This window comes from Parasphingopyxis sp. CP4, from assembly GCF_013378055.1.
In the GTDB taxonomy this organism is placed as follows: domain Bacteria; phylum Pseudomonadota; class Alphaproteobacteria; order Sphingomonadales; family Sphingomonadaceae; genus Parasphingopyxis.
Genome location: NZ_CP051130.1, coordinates 2,309,926 through 2,326,974, shown reverse-complemented (window position 1 = coordinate 2,326,974; position 17,049 = coordinate 2,309,926). Strand labels below are relative to the sequence as shown.

Annotated in this window: 19 protein-coding genes; 11 read left to right on the top strand and 8 right to left on the bottom strand. The window is 60.6% G+C overall.

Going from position 1 to position 17,049, the window contains the following annotated elements:
* Positions 1 to 54: 54 nt before the first annotated feature.
* The 3 genes from HFP51_RS11350 to ribA all read left to right on the top strand — a co-directional run bounded on the left by HFP51_RS11350 (position 55) and on the right by ribA (position 2,854).
* Positions 55 to 690, top strand: a complete 636-nt coding sequence (locus HFP51_RS11350; RefSeq protein ID WP_176875840.1) for an outer membrane lipoprotein carrier protein LolA — start codon at positions 55 to 57, stop codon at positions 688 to 690.
* 297 nt (positions 691 to 987) lie between these two features.
* Entirely contained in the window at positions 988 to 1,782 is a 795-nt protein-coding gene (locus HFP51_RS11345; RefSeq protein WP_176875839.1) for an exodeoxyribonuclease III, read from the top strand.
* Positions 1,775 to 2,854 (top strand): GTP cyclohydrolase II, encoded by a 1,080-nt coding sequence (ribA, locus tag HFP51_RS11340; RefSeq protein ID WP_176875838.1) that lies wholly within the window; start codon positions 1,775 to 1,777, stop codon positions 2,852 to 2,854. Before HFP51_RS11345 ends, ribA begins: the two co-directional genes overlap by 8 nt.
* Here the strand turns inward: ribA and HFP51_RS11335 are convergent, their stop codons facing one another.
* Positions 2,855 to 3,535, bottom strand: coding sequence for a YggS family pyridoxal phosphate-dependent enzyme (locus HFP51_RS11335; RefSeq protein ID WP_176875837.1), 681 nt, complete (start codon positions 3,533 to 3,535; stop codon positions 2,855 to 2,857).
* 22 nt (positions 3,536 to 3,557) lie between these two features.
* On the opposite strand from HFP51_RS11335, the gene HFP51_RS11330 reads away from it, so the two are divergent.
* Positions 3,558 to 4,121, top strand: coding sequence for a thiamine phosphate synthase (locus HFP51_RS11330; protein WP_255454651.1), 564 nt, complete (start codon positions 3,558 to 3,560; stop codon positions 4,119 to 4,121).
* On the opposite strand, the gene HFP51_RS11325 is transcribed toward HFP51_RS11330, so the two are convergent.
* Entirely contained in the window at positions 4,118 to 4,837 is a 720-nt protein-coding gene (locus HFP51_RS11325; protein ID WP_255454650.1) for a porin, read from the bottom strand. The two genes, HFP51_RS11330 and HFP51_RS11325, sit on opposite strands and share 4 nt — an antisense overlap.
* 197 nt (positions 4,838 to 5,034) lie before the next feature.
* Between HFP51_RS11325 and HFP51_RS11320 the strand changes: the two genes are divergently transcribed.
* Genes HFP51_RS11320 through holA form a run of 4 tightly spaced genes read left to right on the top strand, consistent with a single transcriptional unit; the run spans position 5,035 to position 9,546 of the window.
* Positions 5,035 to 5,466 carry a DUF3576 domain-containing protein gene (locus HFP51_RS11320; RefSeq protein WP_255454649.1) on the top strand — a complete coding sequence of 144 codons (432 nt, stop codon included), beginning with the start codon at positions 5,035 to 5,037 and terminating at the stop codon, positions 5,464 to 5,466.
* Between the two features lie 10 nt (positions 5,467 to 5,476).
* Positions 5,477 to 7,996, top strand: a complete 2,520-nt coding sequence (gene leuS, locus HFP51_RS11315; RefSeq protein WP_176875834.1) for a leucine--tRNA ligase — start codon at positions 5,477 to 5,479, stop codon at positions 7,994 to 7,996.
* Positions 7,996 to 8,520: an LPS assembly lipoprotein LptE gene (lptE, locus tag HFP51_RS11310; protein WP_370462960.1), complete on the top strand. Its 525-nt coding sequence runs from the start codon at positions 7,996 to 7,998 to the stop codon at positions 8,518 to 8,520. The genes leuS and lptE overlap by 1 nt, the downstream gene beginning before the upstream one ends.
* Positions 8,521 to 9,546, top strand: coding sequence for a DNA polymerase III subunit delta (gene holA / locus HFP51_RS11305; protein WP_176875833.1), 1,026 nt, complete (start codon positions 8,521 to 8,523; stop codon positions 9,544 to 9,546). It abuts the gene before it with no gap.
* Between the two features lie 11 nt (positions 9,547 to 9,557).
* Here the strand turns inward: holA and HFP51_RS11300 are convergent, their stop codons facing one another.
* The 6 genes from HFP51_RS11300 to HFP51_RS11275 form a co-directional block, all read right to left on the bottom strand.
* A complete protein-coding gene (locus tag HFP51_RS11300; RefSeq protein WP_176875832.1) occupies positions 9,558 to 10,463 on the bottom strand; it encodes a ParB/RepB/Spo0J family partition protein in 906 nt (301 codons plus the stop codon).
* Between the two features lie 11 nt (positions 10,464 to 10,474).
* Positions 10,475 to 11,257 carry a ParA family protein gene (locus HFP51_RS11295; protein ID WP_176875831.1) on the bottom strand — a complete coding sequence of 261 codons (783 nt, stop codon included), beginning with the start codon at positions 11,255 to 11,257 and terminating at the stop codon, positions 10,475 to 10,477.
* A complete protein-coding gene (gene rsmG / locus HFP51_RS11290) occupies positions 11,254 to 11,892 on the bottom strand; it encodes a 16S rRNA (guanine(527)-N(7))-methyltransferase RsmG (RefSeq protein ID WP_176875830.1) in 639 nt (212 codons plus the stop codon). The genes HFP51_RS11295 and rsmG overlap by 4 nt, the downstream gene beginning before the upstream one ends.
* Positions 11,893 to 11,897: 5 nt before the next feature.
* A complete protein-coding gene (gene mnmG, locus HFP51_RS11285) occupies positions 11,898 to 13,772 on the bottom strand; it encodes a tRNA uridine-5-carboxymethylaminomethyl(34) synthesis enzyme MnmG (protein ID WP_176875829.1) in 1,875 nt (624 codons plus the stop codon).
* Positions 13,773 to 13,843: 71 nt separating this feature from the next.
* Positions 13,844 to 15,148, bottom strand: coding sequence for a tRNA uridine-5-carboxymethylaminomethyl(34) synthesis GTPase MnmE (gene mnmE / locus HFP51_RS11280; protein ID WP_176875828.1), 1,305 nt, complete (start codon positions 15,146 to 15,148; stop codon positions 13,844 to 13,846).
* A 10-nt stretch (positions 15,149 to 15,158) separates the two neighbouring features.
* Positions 15,159 to 15,392 carry a DUF6489 family protein gene (locus tag HFP51_RS11275; RefSeq protein WP_176875827.1) on the bottom strand — a complete coding sequence of 78 codons (234 nt, stop codon included), beginning with the start codon at positions 15,390 to 15,392 and terminating at the stop codon, positions 15,159 to 15,161.
* Between the two features lie 55 nt (positions 15,393 to 15,447).
* Between HFP51_RS11275 and HFP51_RS11270 the strand changes: the two genes are divergently transcribed.
* The 3 genes from HFP51_RS11270 to HFP51_RS11260 are packed head-to-tail and all read left to right on the top strand — an operon-like array spanning position 15,448 to position 17,011.
* Entirely contained in the window at positions 15,448 to 15,921 is a 474-nt protein-coding gene (locus HFP51_RS11270; protein ID WP_176875826.1) for a methylated-DNA--[protein]-cysteine S-methyltransferase, read from the top strand.
* A complete protein-coding gene (locus tag HFP51_RS11265) occupies positions 15,909 to 16,616 on the top strand; it encodes a dienelactone hydrolase family protein (protein ID WP_176875825.1) in 708 nt (235 codons plus the stop codon). The genes HFP51_RS11270 and HFP51_RS11265 overlap by 13 nt, the downstream gene beginning before the upstream one ends.
* Positions 16,613 to 17,011 carry a nuclear transport factor 2 family protein gene (locus HFP51_RS11260; RefSeq protein WP_176875823.1) on the top strand — a complete coding sequence of 133 codons (399 nt, stop codon included), beginning with the start codon at positions 16,613 to 16,615 and terminating at the stop codon, positions 17,009 to 17,011. Before HFP51_RS11265 ends, HFP51_RS11260 begins: the two co-directional genes overlap by 4 nt.
* Positions 17,012 to 17,049 lie beyond the last annotated feature (38 nt).

Genomic DNA, 17,049 nt, shown 5'->3' with positions numbered 1-17,049 from the left:
GCATTCAACGGCGCAAACCCATTAGGCGGCATCGTTTAGACTATGGATGGACATATGATCCGGATTATCGCCCTTGCCCTTGCTGCCCTGCCGATTGCGATCGGAACCGGTGCGGTTCTCGCGCCGAGCCCCGTCGCCGCGCAGCAGGATACACTCGCCCAGGTCCAGCGGCATCTGCGCAGCGTCGACACGATGCGCGCCGATTTCATCGAAACCAACCGCGCAGGCCAGTCGGTGCGCGGCGAAATGTTTCTGAAGCGTCCGGGCCGGATCCGCTTTTCCTACGAAGAAGGCGTCAACATCCTGGTCGTGTCGGACGGGCGCGCGCTGACCTTTGTCGATTATGATGTCCGCCAGGTGCAACGCTGGCCGATCGGCGATTCCCCGCTTTCCGTATTGCTCAACCCCGATCGCGATCTCGCCGAATTTGCGCGCGTCATCCCGTCGGCGCGCAATAGCGAGGTACGGATCGAGGCACGCGATCCGGAGCATCCCGAATATGGGACGATCCGGATCATCTTCTTGCGCAGCCCGGGATCGCCCGGCGGATTGATGTTGCAGGGTTGGACGGTGCTCGATTCGCAGAATAATCTGACGACGATCAACCTCGCCAATCAGCGTTTCGGCATGGAAATCGCCAACCGGACCTTCCGATATCGCGATCCGCGCCCGCGCAACCGTCGTCGCTAACGGACGCAGTTGAGCGGATTGTCGCACCAGACAGGCGGCTTGGCGGTAACCCGAACAATAGCCGCGATAAAGTGCGTGACGCCATTCATGCGCGCGACAGGAACAGCCCGCTAGAACAAGGCTGTGGAGAGGCGAAAAGGCCAAGCGGGATTCCCCCTGTTACCCGTTCTGGCTGCATCTCCCGCCTAGCGTGACGAACGACTAGGTTTCGACCCCCGCTCCAAATGCCCCCGGAGCGGGGGTCATTCGTTCCAATATCGGTGGCGTTGCGGGGCGTTGGCCGCTAGACGCTTTCCCATGGCTTCAACCGTGAAAATCGCGACCTGGAATATCAATTCCGTCCGTTTCCGCATCGGTATCGTCGAGCGCTATCTTACCGAAGAAGCGCCGGATATCTTGTGCCTGCAGGAAACCAAGACGGTCGACGAGACCTTCCCGGTCGAAGCGCTCAAAGCACTTGGCTACGAGCATCAGGCGCTGAACGGCCAAAAAATGCATCACGGCGTGGCGATCGTCAGCAAGATACCCTTTGATGCAGATGACCGGCTCGACTGGCAGGATAATGGGGAAGCGCGCCATGTCGGCGTGCGGCTCGATTGCGGTTTCCATCTCGACAATGTCTATGTTCCGGCCGGTGGCGACATCCCGGATCGCGAAGAGAATCCCAAGTTCGGCCAGAAGCTTGATTTTCTCGGGCGGATGACGAAATGGTCGAAAAAGCTCGATCGGCCGACGCTTCTGGTGGGCGATTTCAATGTCGCGCCGCTCGAATCCGATGTCTGGAACCACAAACAGCTGCTCAAGGTTGTCAGCCACACGCCGATCGAAGTGGAAACGCTCGATAAGCTGCAAAAAGCGCATGACTGGGTTGATCTCGGCCGCCGCTTCATTCCGGCTCCCGAGCGCTATTATAGCTGGTGGAGTTATCGCGCGAAGGATTGGGCGGCTTCGGATCGCGGCCGGCGCCTCGATCATATGTGGGCGAGCCCCGAACTCGCAGAGCAAGCGGTGGCGCATAGCATCCATGAGCCGAGCCGCAGCTGGCACAAGCCATCCGATCATGTTCCACTGGTGACCGAATTTAGTGTCTGACGCATCCTCCCCATCCGGCGATAGCCGCAAGGTCGCGCGCGCGATCGATGCGCTGCGGCGCGGTTGGCCGATTTCCTGCGGGAGTGGCGATCAGGCGATCCGCATCCTGGCGGTGGAGACGGCCGACGAAGCAGGACTGGCCGCGTTCGATGGAGATGCACCGGCCGACATATTGATCGGCGCGGGGCGCGCAGAAACCTTGAAGCTCGCCAACCAGCGAGAGGCGGCGACACCGGGCGCGCCGGTTCGTGTGCAACGCGAGGACTGGCATGACCTTGGCGCGGCAATCGCGATCGCCGATCCGGCTTTTGATCTCAGCACCCCGCTCAAAGGCCCGTTCCGGGCATTACCGATTGATGATGTCGAGACGGCCACCGCCGCGCTTAAGCTCGCCCGGCTCGCCAATCTCCTGCCAGCGGTGTTCGTGACACCGGGCGGAGCGGATGATGCAATCGCGCTTGCCGATATCGATAGCTATGACGATCCCAATGACCTGGTGATCGCGGCGCGGGCGCGCTTACCGGTGGCAGCGGCCGAGCAGGCAGAAATTATCGCCTTTCGCCACCGCGCCGATGCCGCCGAACATGTCGCACTGATAATCGGCGAACCCAATGGCTCCGCACCGCTTGTCCGCATTCATTCCGAATGCCTGACCGGCGATGTGCTGACCTCTCTCAAATGCGATTGCGGGCCGCAGCTCACCGGCGCCATGGCCGAAATGGCGGAACAGGGCTGGGGCATCCTCCTCTATCTGCGCCAGGAAGGGCGCGGTATCGGTCTGGTCAACAAGCTGCGCGCCTATGCGCTGCAGGATCAGGGCTTCGACACGGTCGATGCGAACACGCGCCTCGGCTTTGCAGTCGACGAACGCGATTTCGGGATTGCCGCCCGGATGCTGGCCCTGCTTGGCCAGGATCGGGTGCGCCTGATGACCAATAATCCGGACAAGAGTGCGGGATTATCGGCAGCCGGTATCACGGTCGAAGAGCAGGTCGCCCATCGCCACGGCGAAAATCCGCATAATGAGAAATATCTGGCAACCAAGCGCGACCGCACCGGCCACCAGCTCTAGCTAGCCCCGTGCGCCGAACAACGCGGTTCCCACCCGCACATGCGTCGCGCCGCACATGATGGCGGTCTCATAGTCAGACGACATGCCCATGCTGAGTTTTTGCACGCCATTCTCCGCCGCCAATTTGGCGAGCAGCGCAAAATAAGGTGCAGGCTCCAGCCCATTGGGCGGGATGCACATCAGTCCGGTAATTTCGAGGCCCTTGTCGCGCGCGCTGGCGAGAAGCGTCGGCAGAACCTCGATCGCACAGCCGCCCTTTTGCTCTTCCGCGCCGATATTCACCTGAACATAGAGCGCCGGTCGGCGATCCGTCTTGGCGAAGGCCTTGGCGAGTGCTTTGACGAGCGATGGGCGATCAACACTGTGAATCGCATCGAATAGCGCAACCGCATCATCCGCCTTGTTCGATTGTAGCTGGCCAACCAGATGAAGCTCGATATCCGGGGTTTCGGCTTTGAGCGCCGGCCATTTCTCCTGCGCCTCCTGCACGCGATTCTCGCCAAACACGCGTTGGCCGGCAGCGATCACCGGCTGGATTGCCTCCGCGCCATGGGTTTTCGAGATTGCGATCAGCGTGACATCGGATAGCGAGCGGCCTGCTTTTTTGGCGGCGCGCTCCATCACCGTCCGGACATCATCGAGCCGGTCTGCCGGAGTGGATGGGTTATCGCCTGTTGCCATGGCCGTTGCTATAGATAGGCGCGTGCGACGCCGCCACCCTCTCGCGCCTGCGCTTCCCAAGCTCTGGCTGATGACCGATGAACGCCAAGGCGATCAGCTTTGGCCGGCGCTCGACGCATTGCCGCGCGGCAGCGGGGTGATTGTCCGGCACTACAGCCTCTCTCCATCTGAGCGCCGGGTGCTGGTTGCACGGATTCGAAAGATTGCCGACGGGCGGGGTTTGGTTCTTGTGACAGCCGGATCCGCCAAACTGGCGCGATCCAGTCACGCCGATGGTTTTCATGCACGCTCTGGCGAACGCGGACCGCCGGGCCTCATTCGCACCATGGCGGCCCATAATCTCGCCGAGCTGCGCCTCGCCGAACGGGTTGGCGCAGATCTGGTGTTTTTTTCTCCGGTATTCGCCACAGAATCGCATCCCGGCGCCCCATCGCTCGGCCGTGTGCGATTTGGAGAGCTGGTCCGGCAATCGCGAATTCCCGTGATCGCGCTGGGCGGCATGACGAACAGCCGCGCGCAATCGCTGGCCGGTTTCAATATCTATGGATGGGCGGCAATCGGGGCGCTGACGCCAGATCGCAATTAGAAGCGGAACGCTGTCCCGACATAGACGGCCTGGCTATCCTGCCGATCAACATCTTCCTGGGCCAGGCGATGCTGGCGCTGATAGCGAACACCACCGGTGATCGCGATGTTGCGGGCGATGCTGTACGAACCGCCGACATCAACTGCGACGCGTTCTTCATTGTCGATCAGGCTCGGAGCCGATTGCGGCGCGGGCCGATCAGCCGATACCTGGACCCGTGTGCTCCAGCGACGGCCGGAATAGCTCAAACCAACATCTGCCGATTCGCGTGAGCGACCCGGAATGATGGCATTATCAACACGGGCGACATCGCCGGAAATGGCAAACCGCCGCCAGCCGACCGAAACGCCCAGATTATAGGCCGAAGGCGTGATCGCCGTTACGCCGGTCGACGAGGTGTTGGCCATCGCGATTTCGGCATTGCGTTCCGCCTGTTCCGTCGTCGAAGCGCGCGCCCGAACGGCCACGGTGACCGGACGATCGCCCTGACGCGAGGCAGACGGCGTGAACCGCATTCCGCGACTCGAGATGCCCGCACGGCGCAAAGCGCGCGCCATTGACGGGTCGCCAGATGCCGGTGTGAAGGTGCCCATGGCTCCAGGAGCGTTGAGAGAAAGCGACCGAGCCTGCGATTCGGCAGCATCGGGCATCGCGGTCAAACCCGCGATAAACAGGGCGGAACCCGCCACTGCAGCCAATGATACTCGCCCAAACATCGCTCAGTTATTCTCCTTGCAACATTGCCCTAGCATGAAGCTTTCGAGTCGCGCCACTATTCGGAGTCGAATCCGGCTTGGTGTTGCGCATCCTCCACAACTCTCTTTTTGCTCAGCAAAAAAGCGCGCTTGCGGGGGTGGCCCGAGCGGCTATAAACGCCCTTCGTTTCGCTTTTATGTCTTCGCAGGTGAGTTTCATGTTCCGTTTGCACCACGCCGCTATTGCCGCCCTCCTTCCGCTGAGCCTGGCAGCCTGTGGCGGTGGGGACCGTCCGTCCAATACTTTGGCTCCGGCACAGGTCTCCACAATCGGCGTAAACAGCTATCTTTGGCGCGCGTCGCTCGAGACTTTGTCCTTCATGCCGATGGCCCAGGTTGATTCGGCTGGCGGGGTTATTGTCACCGATTGGTATGCCAATCCGGCAGCGCCAACCGAGCGGATGAAACTGACGGTTACGATCCTCGATCGCGATCTGCGCGCCGACGCGCTGTCCGTAGCCGCGTCGCGCCAGCTCTATAACGGCACCCAATGGCTCGAAGCGCCGGTACAGGCAGCAACCGTCCAACAGCTTGAGGCTATCATCCTCACCCGCGCGCGCGAACTGCGTCGCAGCACCGTAATCGGCTAACCCTTTCGTCATGGCGTCACGCTTCAATCCGCAAGCGGTGGACTCGCATTGGCAAAAAGCCTGGAAAGACTCCCAGACTTTTGCCGCAGACACATCGTCCGCCAAACCCAAAAGCTTTGTGCTGGAGATGTTCCCCTATCCGTCGGGGCGCATCCATATGGGTCATGTTCGCAACTATACGATGGGCGATGTCCTGGCGCGCTACCGCCGGATGACCGGCCATGAAGTGCTCCATCCCATGGGATGGGACGCCTTTGGCATGCCGGCTGAAAATGCAGCGATGGAAAAGAAGGTACATCCGGGCGAATGGACCCGCGCCAATATCGCGGCGATGCGCAGCCAGCTGAAGCGCCTCGGCTTTGCGCTTGATTGGACGCGCGAACTCGCAACCTGCGAACCCGATTATTATGGCCAGGAGCAGGCGCTGTTCCTCGATCTCTTCGCCGCCGGCCTCGTCTATCGCAAGGAAAGTGCGGTGAATTGGGATCCGGTCGATATGACCGTATTGGCCAATGAGCAGGTGATTGACGGCAAAGGCTGGCGCTCCGGCGCGATGGTCGAGCGGCGCAAGCTCAGCCAATGGTTCCTGAAGATCACCGATTTCGCCGATGATCTGCTGGCTGGCCTTGATGAGCTTGATCAATGGCCCGAGAAAGTTCGGTTGATGCAGGAAAACTGGATCGGCAAGAGCCGCGGCCTGCGCTTCCGCTTCACGCTCAATGAACCGATTACCGGACAGAGCCAGCTACAAGTATTCACAACCCGGCCGGATACGATTTTCGGCGCGAGCTTTGTCGCGGTGGCGCCCGATCATCCACTCGCCGAAGCGGTGGCCTCGAAAGATTCTGCAGCGGCTGACTTTATTGCCCAGTGCCAGGCAGGTGGAACCTCCGCTGCCGATATCGAAAGCGCAGAAAAGCTGGGCTTCGACACAGGATTGAAGGCAGCACATCCGTTCCAGGCCGAATGGGAGCTACCCGTTTATATCGCGAATTTCGTGCTGATGGACTATGGCACCGGCGCGGTTTTCGGCGTGCCTGCGCATGACCAGCGCGACCTTGATTTTGCGCGCAAATATGGCCTGCCGGTGCGCCGCGTCGTTGCCGATGGCGATGAGACGGATCCGGACTATGCGGGCGATGAAGCCTTTTCCGGCGATGGCCCGCTCGTCAATTCGCGCTTCCTGGACGGCATGGACGTCGAAAGCGCGAAAAGCGCGGTAATCACGCGTGCCGAAGAAGAAGGCTGGGGCGAAGGCACGACCGAATGGCGGCTGCGCGATTGGGGCGTTTCCCGGCAACGCTATTGGGGCACGCCGATCCCGATCATCCATTGCGAGGATTGCGGACCGATTGGCGTGCCGAAGGATCAGCTTCCGATTGTCTTGCCTGACGATATCGACTTCGAAACACCCGGCAATCCGCTTGATCGTCATCCAACATGGAGCAAGATCGATTGCCCCGAATGCGGTAAGGCCGCGCGGCGCGAAACCGATACGCTCGATACGTTTGTGGATTCGAGCTGGTATTTCATTCGCTTTGCCAGCCAGCCCGATGATCAACCGTTCGACAAAGCCGAAGCCGAGGCCTGGCTTCCGGTGGGCCAATATATTGGCGGCGTCGAGCATGCGATCCTGCATCTGCTCTACGCGCGCTTCGTCACGCGGGCGCTGAACCGGATTGGCCGGCTGGATGTGAAAGAGCCTTTCGCCGGCCTCTTCACCCAGGGCATGGTGACGCATGAAACCTATCAAATGGCCGATGGCAGCTGGCTCTCGCCGGACGAAGTGCAGCGCGATGGCGCGGATTGGGTGCGGATCGAAGGCGGAGAACCGGTAAAGACGGGCCGCATCGAGAAGATGTCCAAATCCAAGAAAAATGTCGTCGATCCCGATCCGATCGTCGATCAATATGGCGCGGATGCGGTGCGCTGGTTCATGCTGTCCGACAGCCCGCCCGAGCGCGATCTCGAGTGGAGCGAAAATGGTATCGAAGGTGCCTGGCGATTCATGCAGCGCTTGTGGCGCCTGATCGATAGCGATTCCGAGGCCAGCGGCGAAGATGCCACGCTCGACCGCAAGCTGCATCAAACCATCGCGGGCGTGAGTGAAGATATCGAGGCCTTGAGCTTCAACAAGGCGGTCGCGAAAATCTACGAACTGACCAATGCGATCGAGAAAGCCGATCCGAGCGCCAGCCGCGATACGGCTGTGCATACACTGGTCCGCCTCGTCGCGCCGATGGCCCCGCATCTTGCTGAACAAGCCTGGCAGGATATGGGCGAGAGCGGGATGATCGCCGATGCCGATTGGCCGGACGCCGATCCGGCGCTGCTCGTCGAGGATGAAGTGACGATCGCCGTCCAGATCAACGGCAAGCTGCGCGATACGGTATCGGCTGCGAAAGGCGCGCCCAAGGCCGATCTTGAAGCGCTCGCGCTCGGCTCGGACAAGGTTCAGCGGCAATTGGACGGCGCTACACCGAAAAAGATTATCGTCGTGCCCGATCGTCTGGTAAATATCGTCGCGTGATCCGGAATATCGCCCTGTGCCTGGGCCTGTTGACCCTGTTGACCGCCTGCGGCTTACGGCCGCTCTATGGCGGGGCGCAATCCCCTGCCCGTGATATGCTGGCGGCGGTCGAAGTTGGCGGCATTCCTGGGCGTTCGGGCTATCTGATGCGCGGCGCTCTCGAACAGCGTCTGGGCGCAGCGGGCAATGCGGCGCCGCGCTACCGGCTCGAAGTGACGCTGGACGACCGTATCGAAGGCTTTGGTGTGCGGGCAGATAATGCCGTGACCCGCGAGCGTCGTACTTTGCGCGCACGTTTTCAACTGGTTACGATCGATCGCGGGACAGTTTTGCTCGATGCGACGGCCGGTGGCGATGCCGGTATCGATGTGGTGTCTTCGGAATATGCGACGATTGCGGCGGAAGATTCTGCGCTGGAGCGGCTCACCGAACAGGTGGCTGACCAGATCGTCGCCCGGGTTGCGCTCTATGCGGCACGCCGTCCGCCTCCCGCCGCGGCGGATCCCAGCGCGGAACTGCCCTAGGTGAAGGCCAATCGGGGCCAGATCGCACGCGCACTATCTGCGCCAAGCGACGAAATACGGTTCTTCCTGCTCTACGGCCCGGATCGATCGGGTTCAGAAGCCCTGGTTGCGCTGCTGTCCGATGCAATGGGTGAAGATGCGGAGCGGATCGATCTCTCCGGTCCCGATCTCAAGGCCGACCCCGCAAAACTCGCCGATGAAGCAGCCGCGATATCGTTATTCGGCGGCGCGCGGTTGATTCGTATCGACCCGATTGGCGATGAGAGTTTTGCCGCGGTCGAAGCGTTGCTCGAGGCCGAAAAGGCGGGAAATCCGGTGGTGGCAATCGCCGGCGCGCTGCGCGCGACCAACAAGCTCGTGAAACTGGCCTTCGGAAGTGAACAGGCCATGGCCTGTGCCAGCTATGCGCCCGAAGGCCGTGATGCCGACCGGATGGTCGTCGAGATGGCGCAAGATTCTGGCCTGCAGATCGCCCCGGATGTGGCGCATCGTTTGGCGCGCGGATGCCATGGCGACCGCGCGATCCTGGCGAGCGAGCTGGAAAAGCTGTCGCTGTATCTCGATGCTGCGCCCGACCGCCCCCGCCGGGTAGAGCATGACACGCTCGATGCTCTAGCGGCGAGTAGCGAAGAAGGCGATCTCTCCCGGCTTGCCAATATCACTCTGTCAGGCGATCTGATCGCACTTGATCGCGAGTTGACGCAATTGGCGAGCGAAGGCCTTGTCGGGATACCGCTGCTACGCGCGATCCTGCGACGGCTGCACCTGCTCACCCGCCTCCGCGCGCAAGTCGAGCAGGGCAATAGCGCCCAATCCGTTATCGCCAAGGCGGGGCGCGCGATTTTCTGGAAGGACAAGGCGGTCATCACCGATCAGGTGGAACGCTGGCGCAGCGAGGCGCTTTCAACCGCGATCCAACGCGCCAATGCTGCCGAACTGGCCCTCAAGCGGTCTGGCGGACCCGGCATGGTGAGCGCGGACGAAGAGCTGTTCGCGATCGCCCGCAAGGCGCGATCGCTGCGCTAATTATCTGATATTTATATCTTTTCGCCAGACAATCTCTGGCAGATCAGGTCAAGCTGATCGAGCGATTTATAGGTGATTTCGACGGTGCCTGTCTTCCCGTTATAATCGATAGACACCGGCAGGCCGACAGCCTCACCCAATTGGCGTTCCAGCGCGACAATATCTGCATCGCGTTCCGCCGGCGGCCGCCGGGACGTTGATCCGCCACCTGGCTTTGCCCGGCGGGCGAGATCTTCCGCCTGGCGCACGGACAGGCCCTGCGCGGCAATCAAGCGCGCCAAAGCTTCGGCATCCGGCGCTGAGATAATCGCCCGAGCATGGCCCATTTCCAACTCGCCAGACACAACCATCGCTCGAACGGCGTCAGGGAGATCAAGCAGACGCAGCAAATTGGCGACATGGCTGCGCGATTTGTGCACCAGCCGGGCAAGCGCGGCCTGGCTATGCCCGAAATCTTCGATCAGGCGCTTATAGGCTTCCGCCTCTTCAATCGCATTCAGATCCTCTCGCTGAATATTCTCAACCAGCGCGATCTCCAGCGTTTCTGCCTCGTCGAAATCGCGAACGATGACCGGGACCTGATGGAGCTGCGCGCGCTGCGCGGCGCGCCAGCGGCGCTCGCCGGCAACGATCTGGTAATGCGTGCCCTGCGGCCGCACCACAATCGGCTGGATCATACCGCGCGCTTCGATCGAACGGGCCAGCTCGCCCAGGGCTTCCTCATCGAAATGGCGGCGCGGCTGATCGGGATGCGGCGTAATCTTGCCAACCGGCAGCATTTGCACCGTGCCTTCGTCCGGCGCGGCATCGATCGGCGCTTCCTGTTCGACTTCGCCCATCAAGGCAGAAAGACCGCGCCCCAATCCGCTCGGTTTCTTCTTGGCCGGGGCTTTCTTGCTCTTCTTTGCTTGGGTCATGGCTATGTCTCTCAGGCGGCTTTGGCGGTTTTCGGCAGGCGCGCGATGGTTTCACGGGCGAGCGCCATATAGGCCTCAGATCCCGGGCAGCGATAATCATAGATCAGCGCGGGCAAGCCATGGCTTGGCGCCTCGGACAGCCGCACATTGCGCGGAATAACCGTATCAAACACAAGCTTGCCCAAAACGGCGCGCACATCCTCCGCTACCTGTCCGGAGAGGTTATTGCGACGATCATACATCGTCAGAACGACGCCAAAGATCGAAATATCCGGGTTGAAACGCTCCCGTACGCGCTCAACTGTTTGTAATAGCTGACTTAATCCCTCCAGCGCAAAGAATTCGCATTGCAGCGGAACCAGCAAAGACGGCGCGGCGACCAGCGCGTTGATCGTCAGCAGGCCCAGTGACGGCGGACAATCGATCAGGCAGACGTCCCATTGGCCGTCCGGCGCATCGCTCAGCGCCATGTTCAAACGCTCAGTTCGGGCTTCATAGTCGACAAGTTCAATCTCGGCACCCGATAAATCGACTGTCGCAGGCACAACCGAGAGCCTTGGAACCCGGCTTGCAATCGCTGCCTCTTCCACAGTCGCCTGTCCGATGAGCAATTCGTAGCTCGATAGCGCGCGTTGTTCCTGGGTTATGCCAAGGCCGGTCGAGGCATTGCCCTGGGGATCGAGATCGATCAACAACACCTTGGAACCCGAGGCTGCGAGCGCGGTTGCGAGATTTATCGCCGTCGTCGTTTTGCCAACTCCACCTTTTTGATTGGCAATCGCGATGCGGATCATGAACGTCTCCTTGGCCTCACATTATGCGCTGTCACAATGAATGCGTCATCGCTGGTCTGACTTGGTGTCAGTACGAAATCACCCTGCCATGATCGCTGCGCCTGTTCCAGTTCTTCTTGCGCAGTTCGTCCTTTTGGAAGCACCCATTGCGTTTTCGGGGTCGAAAAACGATGCGCGAGCGCAAAAAGTTTGGGCAGGGCCGTAAAAGCACGCGCCGTGATGACGTCAAAGGGCTGCGTTTCGACCCGCTCGAGCCGACACCCCTCAACCGTAACGGAGGCGCCCAGGTCCAAAGCTTCGATCGCCTGATGGAGAAATTCGAACCGCTTAGTCCGCACCTCAACAAGGGTAATCGGCATATTGCCGATTAGCGCCAGGACAATGCCGGGAAGGCCGGGACCAGAACCAAGATCGATCCACTTACCGGATCTAAGCTCCGGGCCCGCGAGCTGGTAGAGCTGGGCAGAGTCCCGGATATGGCGGTCCCAAAGCGTATCGAGAGTCGAACGCGCGATCAGATTCTGGCGAGCGGATTCTTCTCGAAGAAGAGCAACAAAGCGATCAATCCGCTCGAGTGTTTCACGTGAAACACCCAATGACGTTTCGAGCCAGGATTTGACGCTTGCTTCGTCCATCTGGTTCAGGCGGCGCGGCGGCGAGAGTGCACAAGGATGGCGGCAAGTGCTGCTGGCGTCACACCGCCAATCCGCCGCGCCTCGCCCAGGGTGGCGGGTCGTGCACGGTCCAACCGCTCAACCATCTCGTTGGAAAGACCGGGGATATCGGCATAGATCAGCGTATCAGGAATGCGGAGATTTTCATCGCTATCAACGCGCGCAATCTCGTTAGCCTGGCGCTCAAGATAGGGCGCGTAGCGGACATCTTCGACCACCTCATCAATGATGTCATCCGCGATATCGGCAATTTCCGGCACGGCCTCACGCACGGCATCAACTGTTCCACCGGGCAGTTTGAGCCATTCGGCAAGACTGCGTGTTTCGCGATGCTGGCCCAGTTGTACCCCAGCCGCCTCGACAGCATCGGCGCTCAGTTTCTGCGCCATTGCAGACTGCAGGCGCGCGCGCTTCTCTGCGCGATCTTCGGCAAGAGATTTGAGGCCTTCGCCGACACATCCCCAGGATATCGCCGTATCCGTCAATCGTGTGACGGCATTGTCAGCCCGCAGCCGCAGTCGATGTTCGGCGCGCGCGGTGAGCATGCGATAGGGTTCGGTGACGCCTTGGAGCACAAGATCATCAATCATCACACCGATATAGCTGTCGGACCGCTCAAACCGGACCGGTTCTTCCCCCTGCGAAAAACGCGCAGCATTGATCCCGGCAACAAGCCCTTGGGCGGCGGCCTCCTCATAGCCTGTTGTCCCATTGATCTGGCCGGCGAGATACAGCCCCGGCATGGAACGCACCGCCAGATCATGGCCGAGGATCCGCGGATCGACATGATCATATTCAACCGCATAGCCCGGCTGATCGATCTCAACCCGCTCCAGGCCAGTGATCGTCCGCAGGAACTCAAGCTGTACATCCACCGGAAGTGAGGTCGAGATGCCGTTCGGATAGACATTGCTGTCATCAAGGCCTTCCGGTTCCAAAAAAATCTGATGTCCGTCACGATCGCCGAAGCGATGAATCTTGTCTTCGATCGATGGGCAGTAGCGCGGCCCCTCTCCCTGGATCTCGCCGGAGAATAATGGCGAGCGATCAAGCGATGCACGAATGACGTCATGCGTGCGCTGGTTGGTTCGTGCAATGGCGCAGAAAAGCGCGGGTTTCTCGCGTTTCTCGCCCTGTACGGACATCGTCCAACTGCCGCCATCCGATGGCTGCTGCTCGAGCACCGACCAGTCAATCGTCCGGCCATCAAGCCGCGGCGGCGTCCCGGTCTTCAGCCGCGCCAAAGGAAGTTCAGCCGCGTACAACTGTTTCGCCAAAGCCGTCGCCGCCCGCTCGCCAACCCGACCCCCAGCATGATTATCCATCCCGAAATGGAGCTTGCCGCCGAGAAAGGTGCCGGTCGCCAGGATAACCGCAGCGGCGTGGATCACCCGCGCTCCGCCATCCAGGACCATGCCCTGTACCGTCAGTTCATCATCCGCGAGAACAAGCTCTGTCGCTTCCGCTTCGATGATCTCCAGTTTTGCCTCTGCCGCCAGCATCTCATGAATCGAATCCCGATAGAGAATGCGATCGGCCTGGATGCGCGGGCCGCGGACCGCCGCGCCCTTGCTCTGATTGAGCATCCGATAGTGGATCGCCGCTGCATCGGATGCCCGGCCAATCAAACCGTCACAGGCATCGACTTCGCGAACCAGATGGCCCTTCCCCAATCCGCCAATCGCCGGATTGCAGGACATGGCGCCGATCATATCTTTCTGCATCGAAACCAGCGCCGTACGCACACCAATGCGCGCCGCAGCCGCTGCGGCCTCGCAGCCTGCATGGCCGCCGCCAACAACGATTACGTCGTAGCGCTCAAAGGCTTCGGATTTCGCCATGCCGCGCCTTTATCAGCGCAGCGGGCCAAGTCCAACATGTTTCACGTGAAACGCCTCAGCGCTGGGACGGACTATTTCCCGATGCAGAACTTGCCGAACAGCGCATCCAGCATATCTTCGACGCCGCCCTGCCCGGTCAGGCGATCAAAGCTGGCGCGCGCCTGGCGCAAGGTCTCGACCAGCAAGATCCAGTCATCTTCGGGTGGATTGGCCAAAATCTCCGCGGCTTCGCGCAAAACCCCTCGCTGCCGCGCGTTAAGAGCCAGCTGATCTTCGCGCGGAACCATCGCGCGGGCGCGCTCCAGAATTAGAGCGCGCAACGCATCGAGCCCCTCGCCACTAACCGCCGAGACCGCCAAATCTGTATTCTCCGGGATGTCCGACCGCTCCGCTTCGTCGCTGCGCGCATGAAGCCGAATAACCGTCTCTCCGTCCGGTGCTTTGTCAGGATCGCCCAACCAGAGCAGAATATCCGTGCGCTCGAGCGCATCGCGCGCGCGCCGGACCCCCTCATCCTCGATCGCGTCCCCTGCCGCGCGCAAACCCGCCGTGTCGGAAAACACAAAAGCGAGCCCATCAATTTCGACCGGTGCCTCGATGATATCGCGCGTTGTTCCTGCCGTCGGCGAGACAATCGCCGCTTCGCGCGCAATCAGCGCGTTGAACAGCGTCGACTTGCCGGCATTGGGCGGGCCAGCCAGTGCCACCCTCACCCCATCGCGTATCCGTTCGGCCGGCGGCGCAGCCAATGCCGCGCGAATTTCATAGTTTACATCGCGAATTGCGGCCAATGCCGCCTGTTGGTCGGCTTCATCGACATCGCCTTCATCGGAAAAGTTGAGCACAGCCTCGAGCCGCGCTTCCGCTTTCAGCAATCGCTCGCGCCAATCGCCAATCTGCCTAGCTAGCCCGCCCTCACTCATCGCGAGCGCCTGGCGCCGTTGCGTTTCGGTTTCCGCCGCGAGCAAATCACCCAGCCCTTCCGTCTCGGAAAGATCAATCCGGCCATGAAGAAAGGCGCGCCGCGTAAACTCCCCGGCTTCGGCTGCCCGCAGGCCCGGCATGTCATCGAGCACCGCCAGCATTTTTGCGGCGACTGCGCGGCTGCCATGGATATGGATTTCGGCAAGGTCTTCACCGGTTGCGCTATCGGGCCCGGGAAACCAGAGGATCAATCCGCGATCAATCGGTGCATCATCCGCCGGATCGCTCAACAGCGCCAGCGATGCGTGACGCGGCTCGGGCAGGCGACCGGCCAGCGCCGCTAACGCGGCACCGCTTTCGGGTCCACTGACCCGGATCACCGCAATCGCACTGGGAAGGCCTCCGGTGGAGAGCGCAAAGATTGTCGCGCTATCGTTGCCCGTCAGCGCCATGGCCGAAGGATCACTTTTTCGTGCCGCCAATCTGATCGAAGAAGCGCGTCCACATCGAAAGCCCGGCTTCGCTCATCGGGCCCCAGCTGCTCATCAGCTTCTCGACTGTATCGGGCGTGATGCCATTTTCCATCGTCTCTTTCATCTTGTCGAGATAGAGATCATGCACCGGCGTGAGATCGGGCAGGCCCAGGAAACGCCGTGCTTCTTCGGGCGTGCAATCGACATCGACGGTGACTTTCATGGGTGCGCTCCTCAAAATGCTGGCCTTTCCATACGCAATGCGCGAAACCGCGTCCATGACCTGCCATATTATTGCCAGCCCGATCGGTTCGATTTCGATTTCCGCGAGCGCGGACGCGCTCCAGGCGATCGACATGGTCGGGCAAATGGAACCGACAGGCCCCACCGAACATCCATTGCTGCGCGAGGCCGAGCGCCAGATAAATGCCTATTTTGCCCATGATATCAAACAGTTTGATCTTCCGCTCGAACCGGCGTCCACTAAGCGCGGCAATGAGCTGCGCGCCGCGGTTGTCGCGATCCCCTATGGCGAAGCGGCAAGCTATGGCGAGGTCGCAAGGCGCGCCGATTCCGGTCCGCGCGCAATCGGCCGGGTCTGCAGCCACAATCCATTGACACTGGTTGTACCGTGCCATCGCGTGATCGCAGCGGGCGGGAAAATCGGCTATTATTCGGGCGGGGAGGGCATCCCGACCAAGCGATATCTTTTGATGCATGAGAATAAGGAGGCGAGCCAATGGGCAGCATGATCAAGATTCCAACCCTGAGCGGAGAGGAAAGTTTCGGCGTCTATGTCGCAACGCCCGAAGGCGATGCCACCGCAGCGGTAATTGTCATCCAGGAGATCTTCGGTGTGAATGCCGGGATCCGCGCCAAATGCGATTATTGGGCAAGCCAGGGCTATCTCGCCGTTGCACCCGATCTCTTCTGGCGGATCAATGAGGGCACGGACCTCGATCCCGATGTCGAGGCGGAATTCAACACAGCGCTCGATCTGATGGGCAAGTTCGATCAGGACCAGGGCGTCCGCGATATCGAAGCAACCATCCATGCCGCGCGCGACCATCTGGGCGGTGAGACCCGGGCCAAGGTTGGCTGTGTCGGCTATTGCCTTGGCGGCCGGCTCGCCTTCATGACCTCGTCGCGCACCGATATCGATGTTTGCGTCGGCTATTATGGCGTGGGCATCGATGGACTGCTTGGCGAGAAACACGCCATCGCCCATCCGGTGATGCTGCACATCCCGACCGCCGATGGTTTTGTCCCGCCCGAAACCCAGGCCGCCATGCATGAAGGCCTGGACGATCATGCCAAGGTGACACTGCACGATTATGAGGGCTTGGATCATGGCTTCGCCACCGAGTTCGGCAACCGCCGCGACGATGAAGCCGCCACTCTCGCAGACGGCCGCACGGCTGAATTTTTCAAGGAGCATCTCGGATGACGACAGACCCCCGCCTCCAACGCTGGTTCGATCATATGGACGGCGATCGCAGCCCGGAGAGTTTGCGCCCGCTGCTCGCCGATGATGCGACCTTCCATTCGCCGGTTGTTCATACCCCGCAACGCGGTATTGAGTTGACGCTTGGCTATCTGACAGCCGCCGATACGGTTTTCGGCAATGGCACGTTTGAATATGTGCGGATCATCGTCGATGGCGATAATGCGATGCTCGAATTCACCGCCGAGCTCAACGGAATCCACATAAACGGCATCGATATCATCCATTGGAACAGCGATGGTTTGATCGATGATTTCAAGGTCTTGGTACGACCTTTGAAGGCGATCAACATGCTCTGGGAAATGATGGGCCGCCAGCTCGAAAAACAGGCTGGTTAACGTTAACCCTCTTTATTGAAACGAAATTCACTACAGGC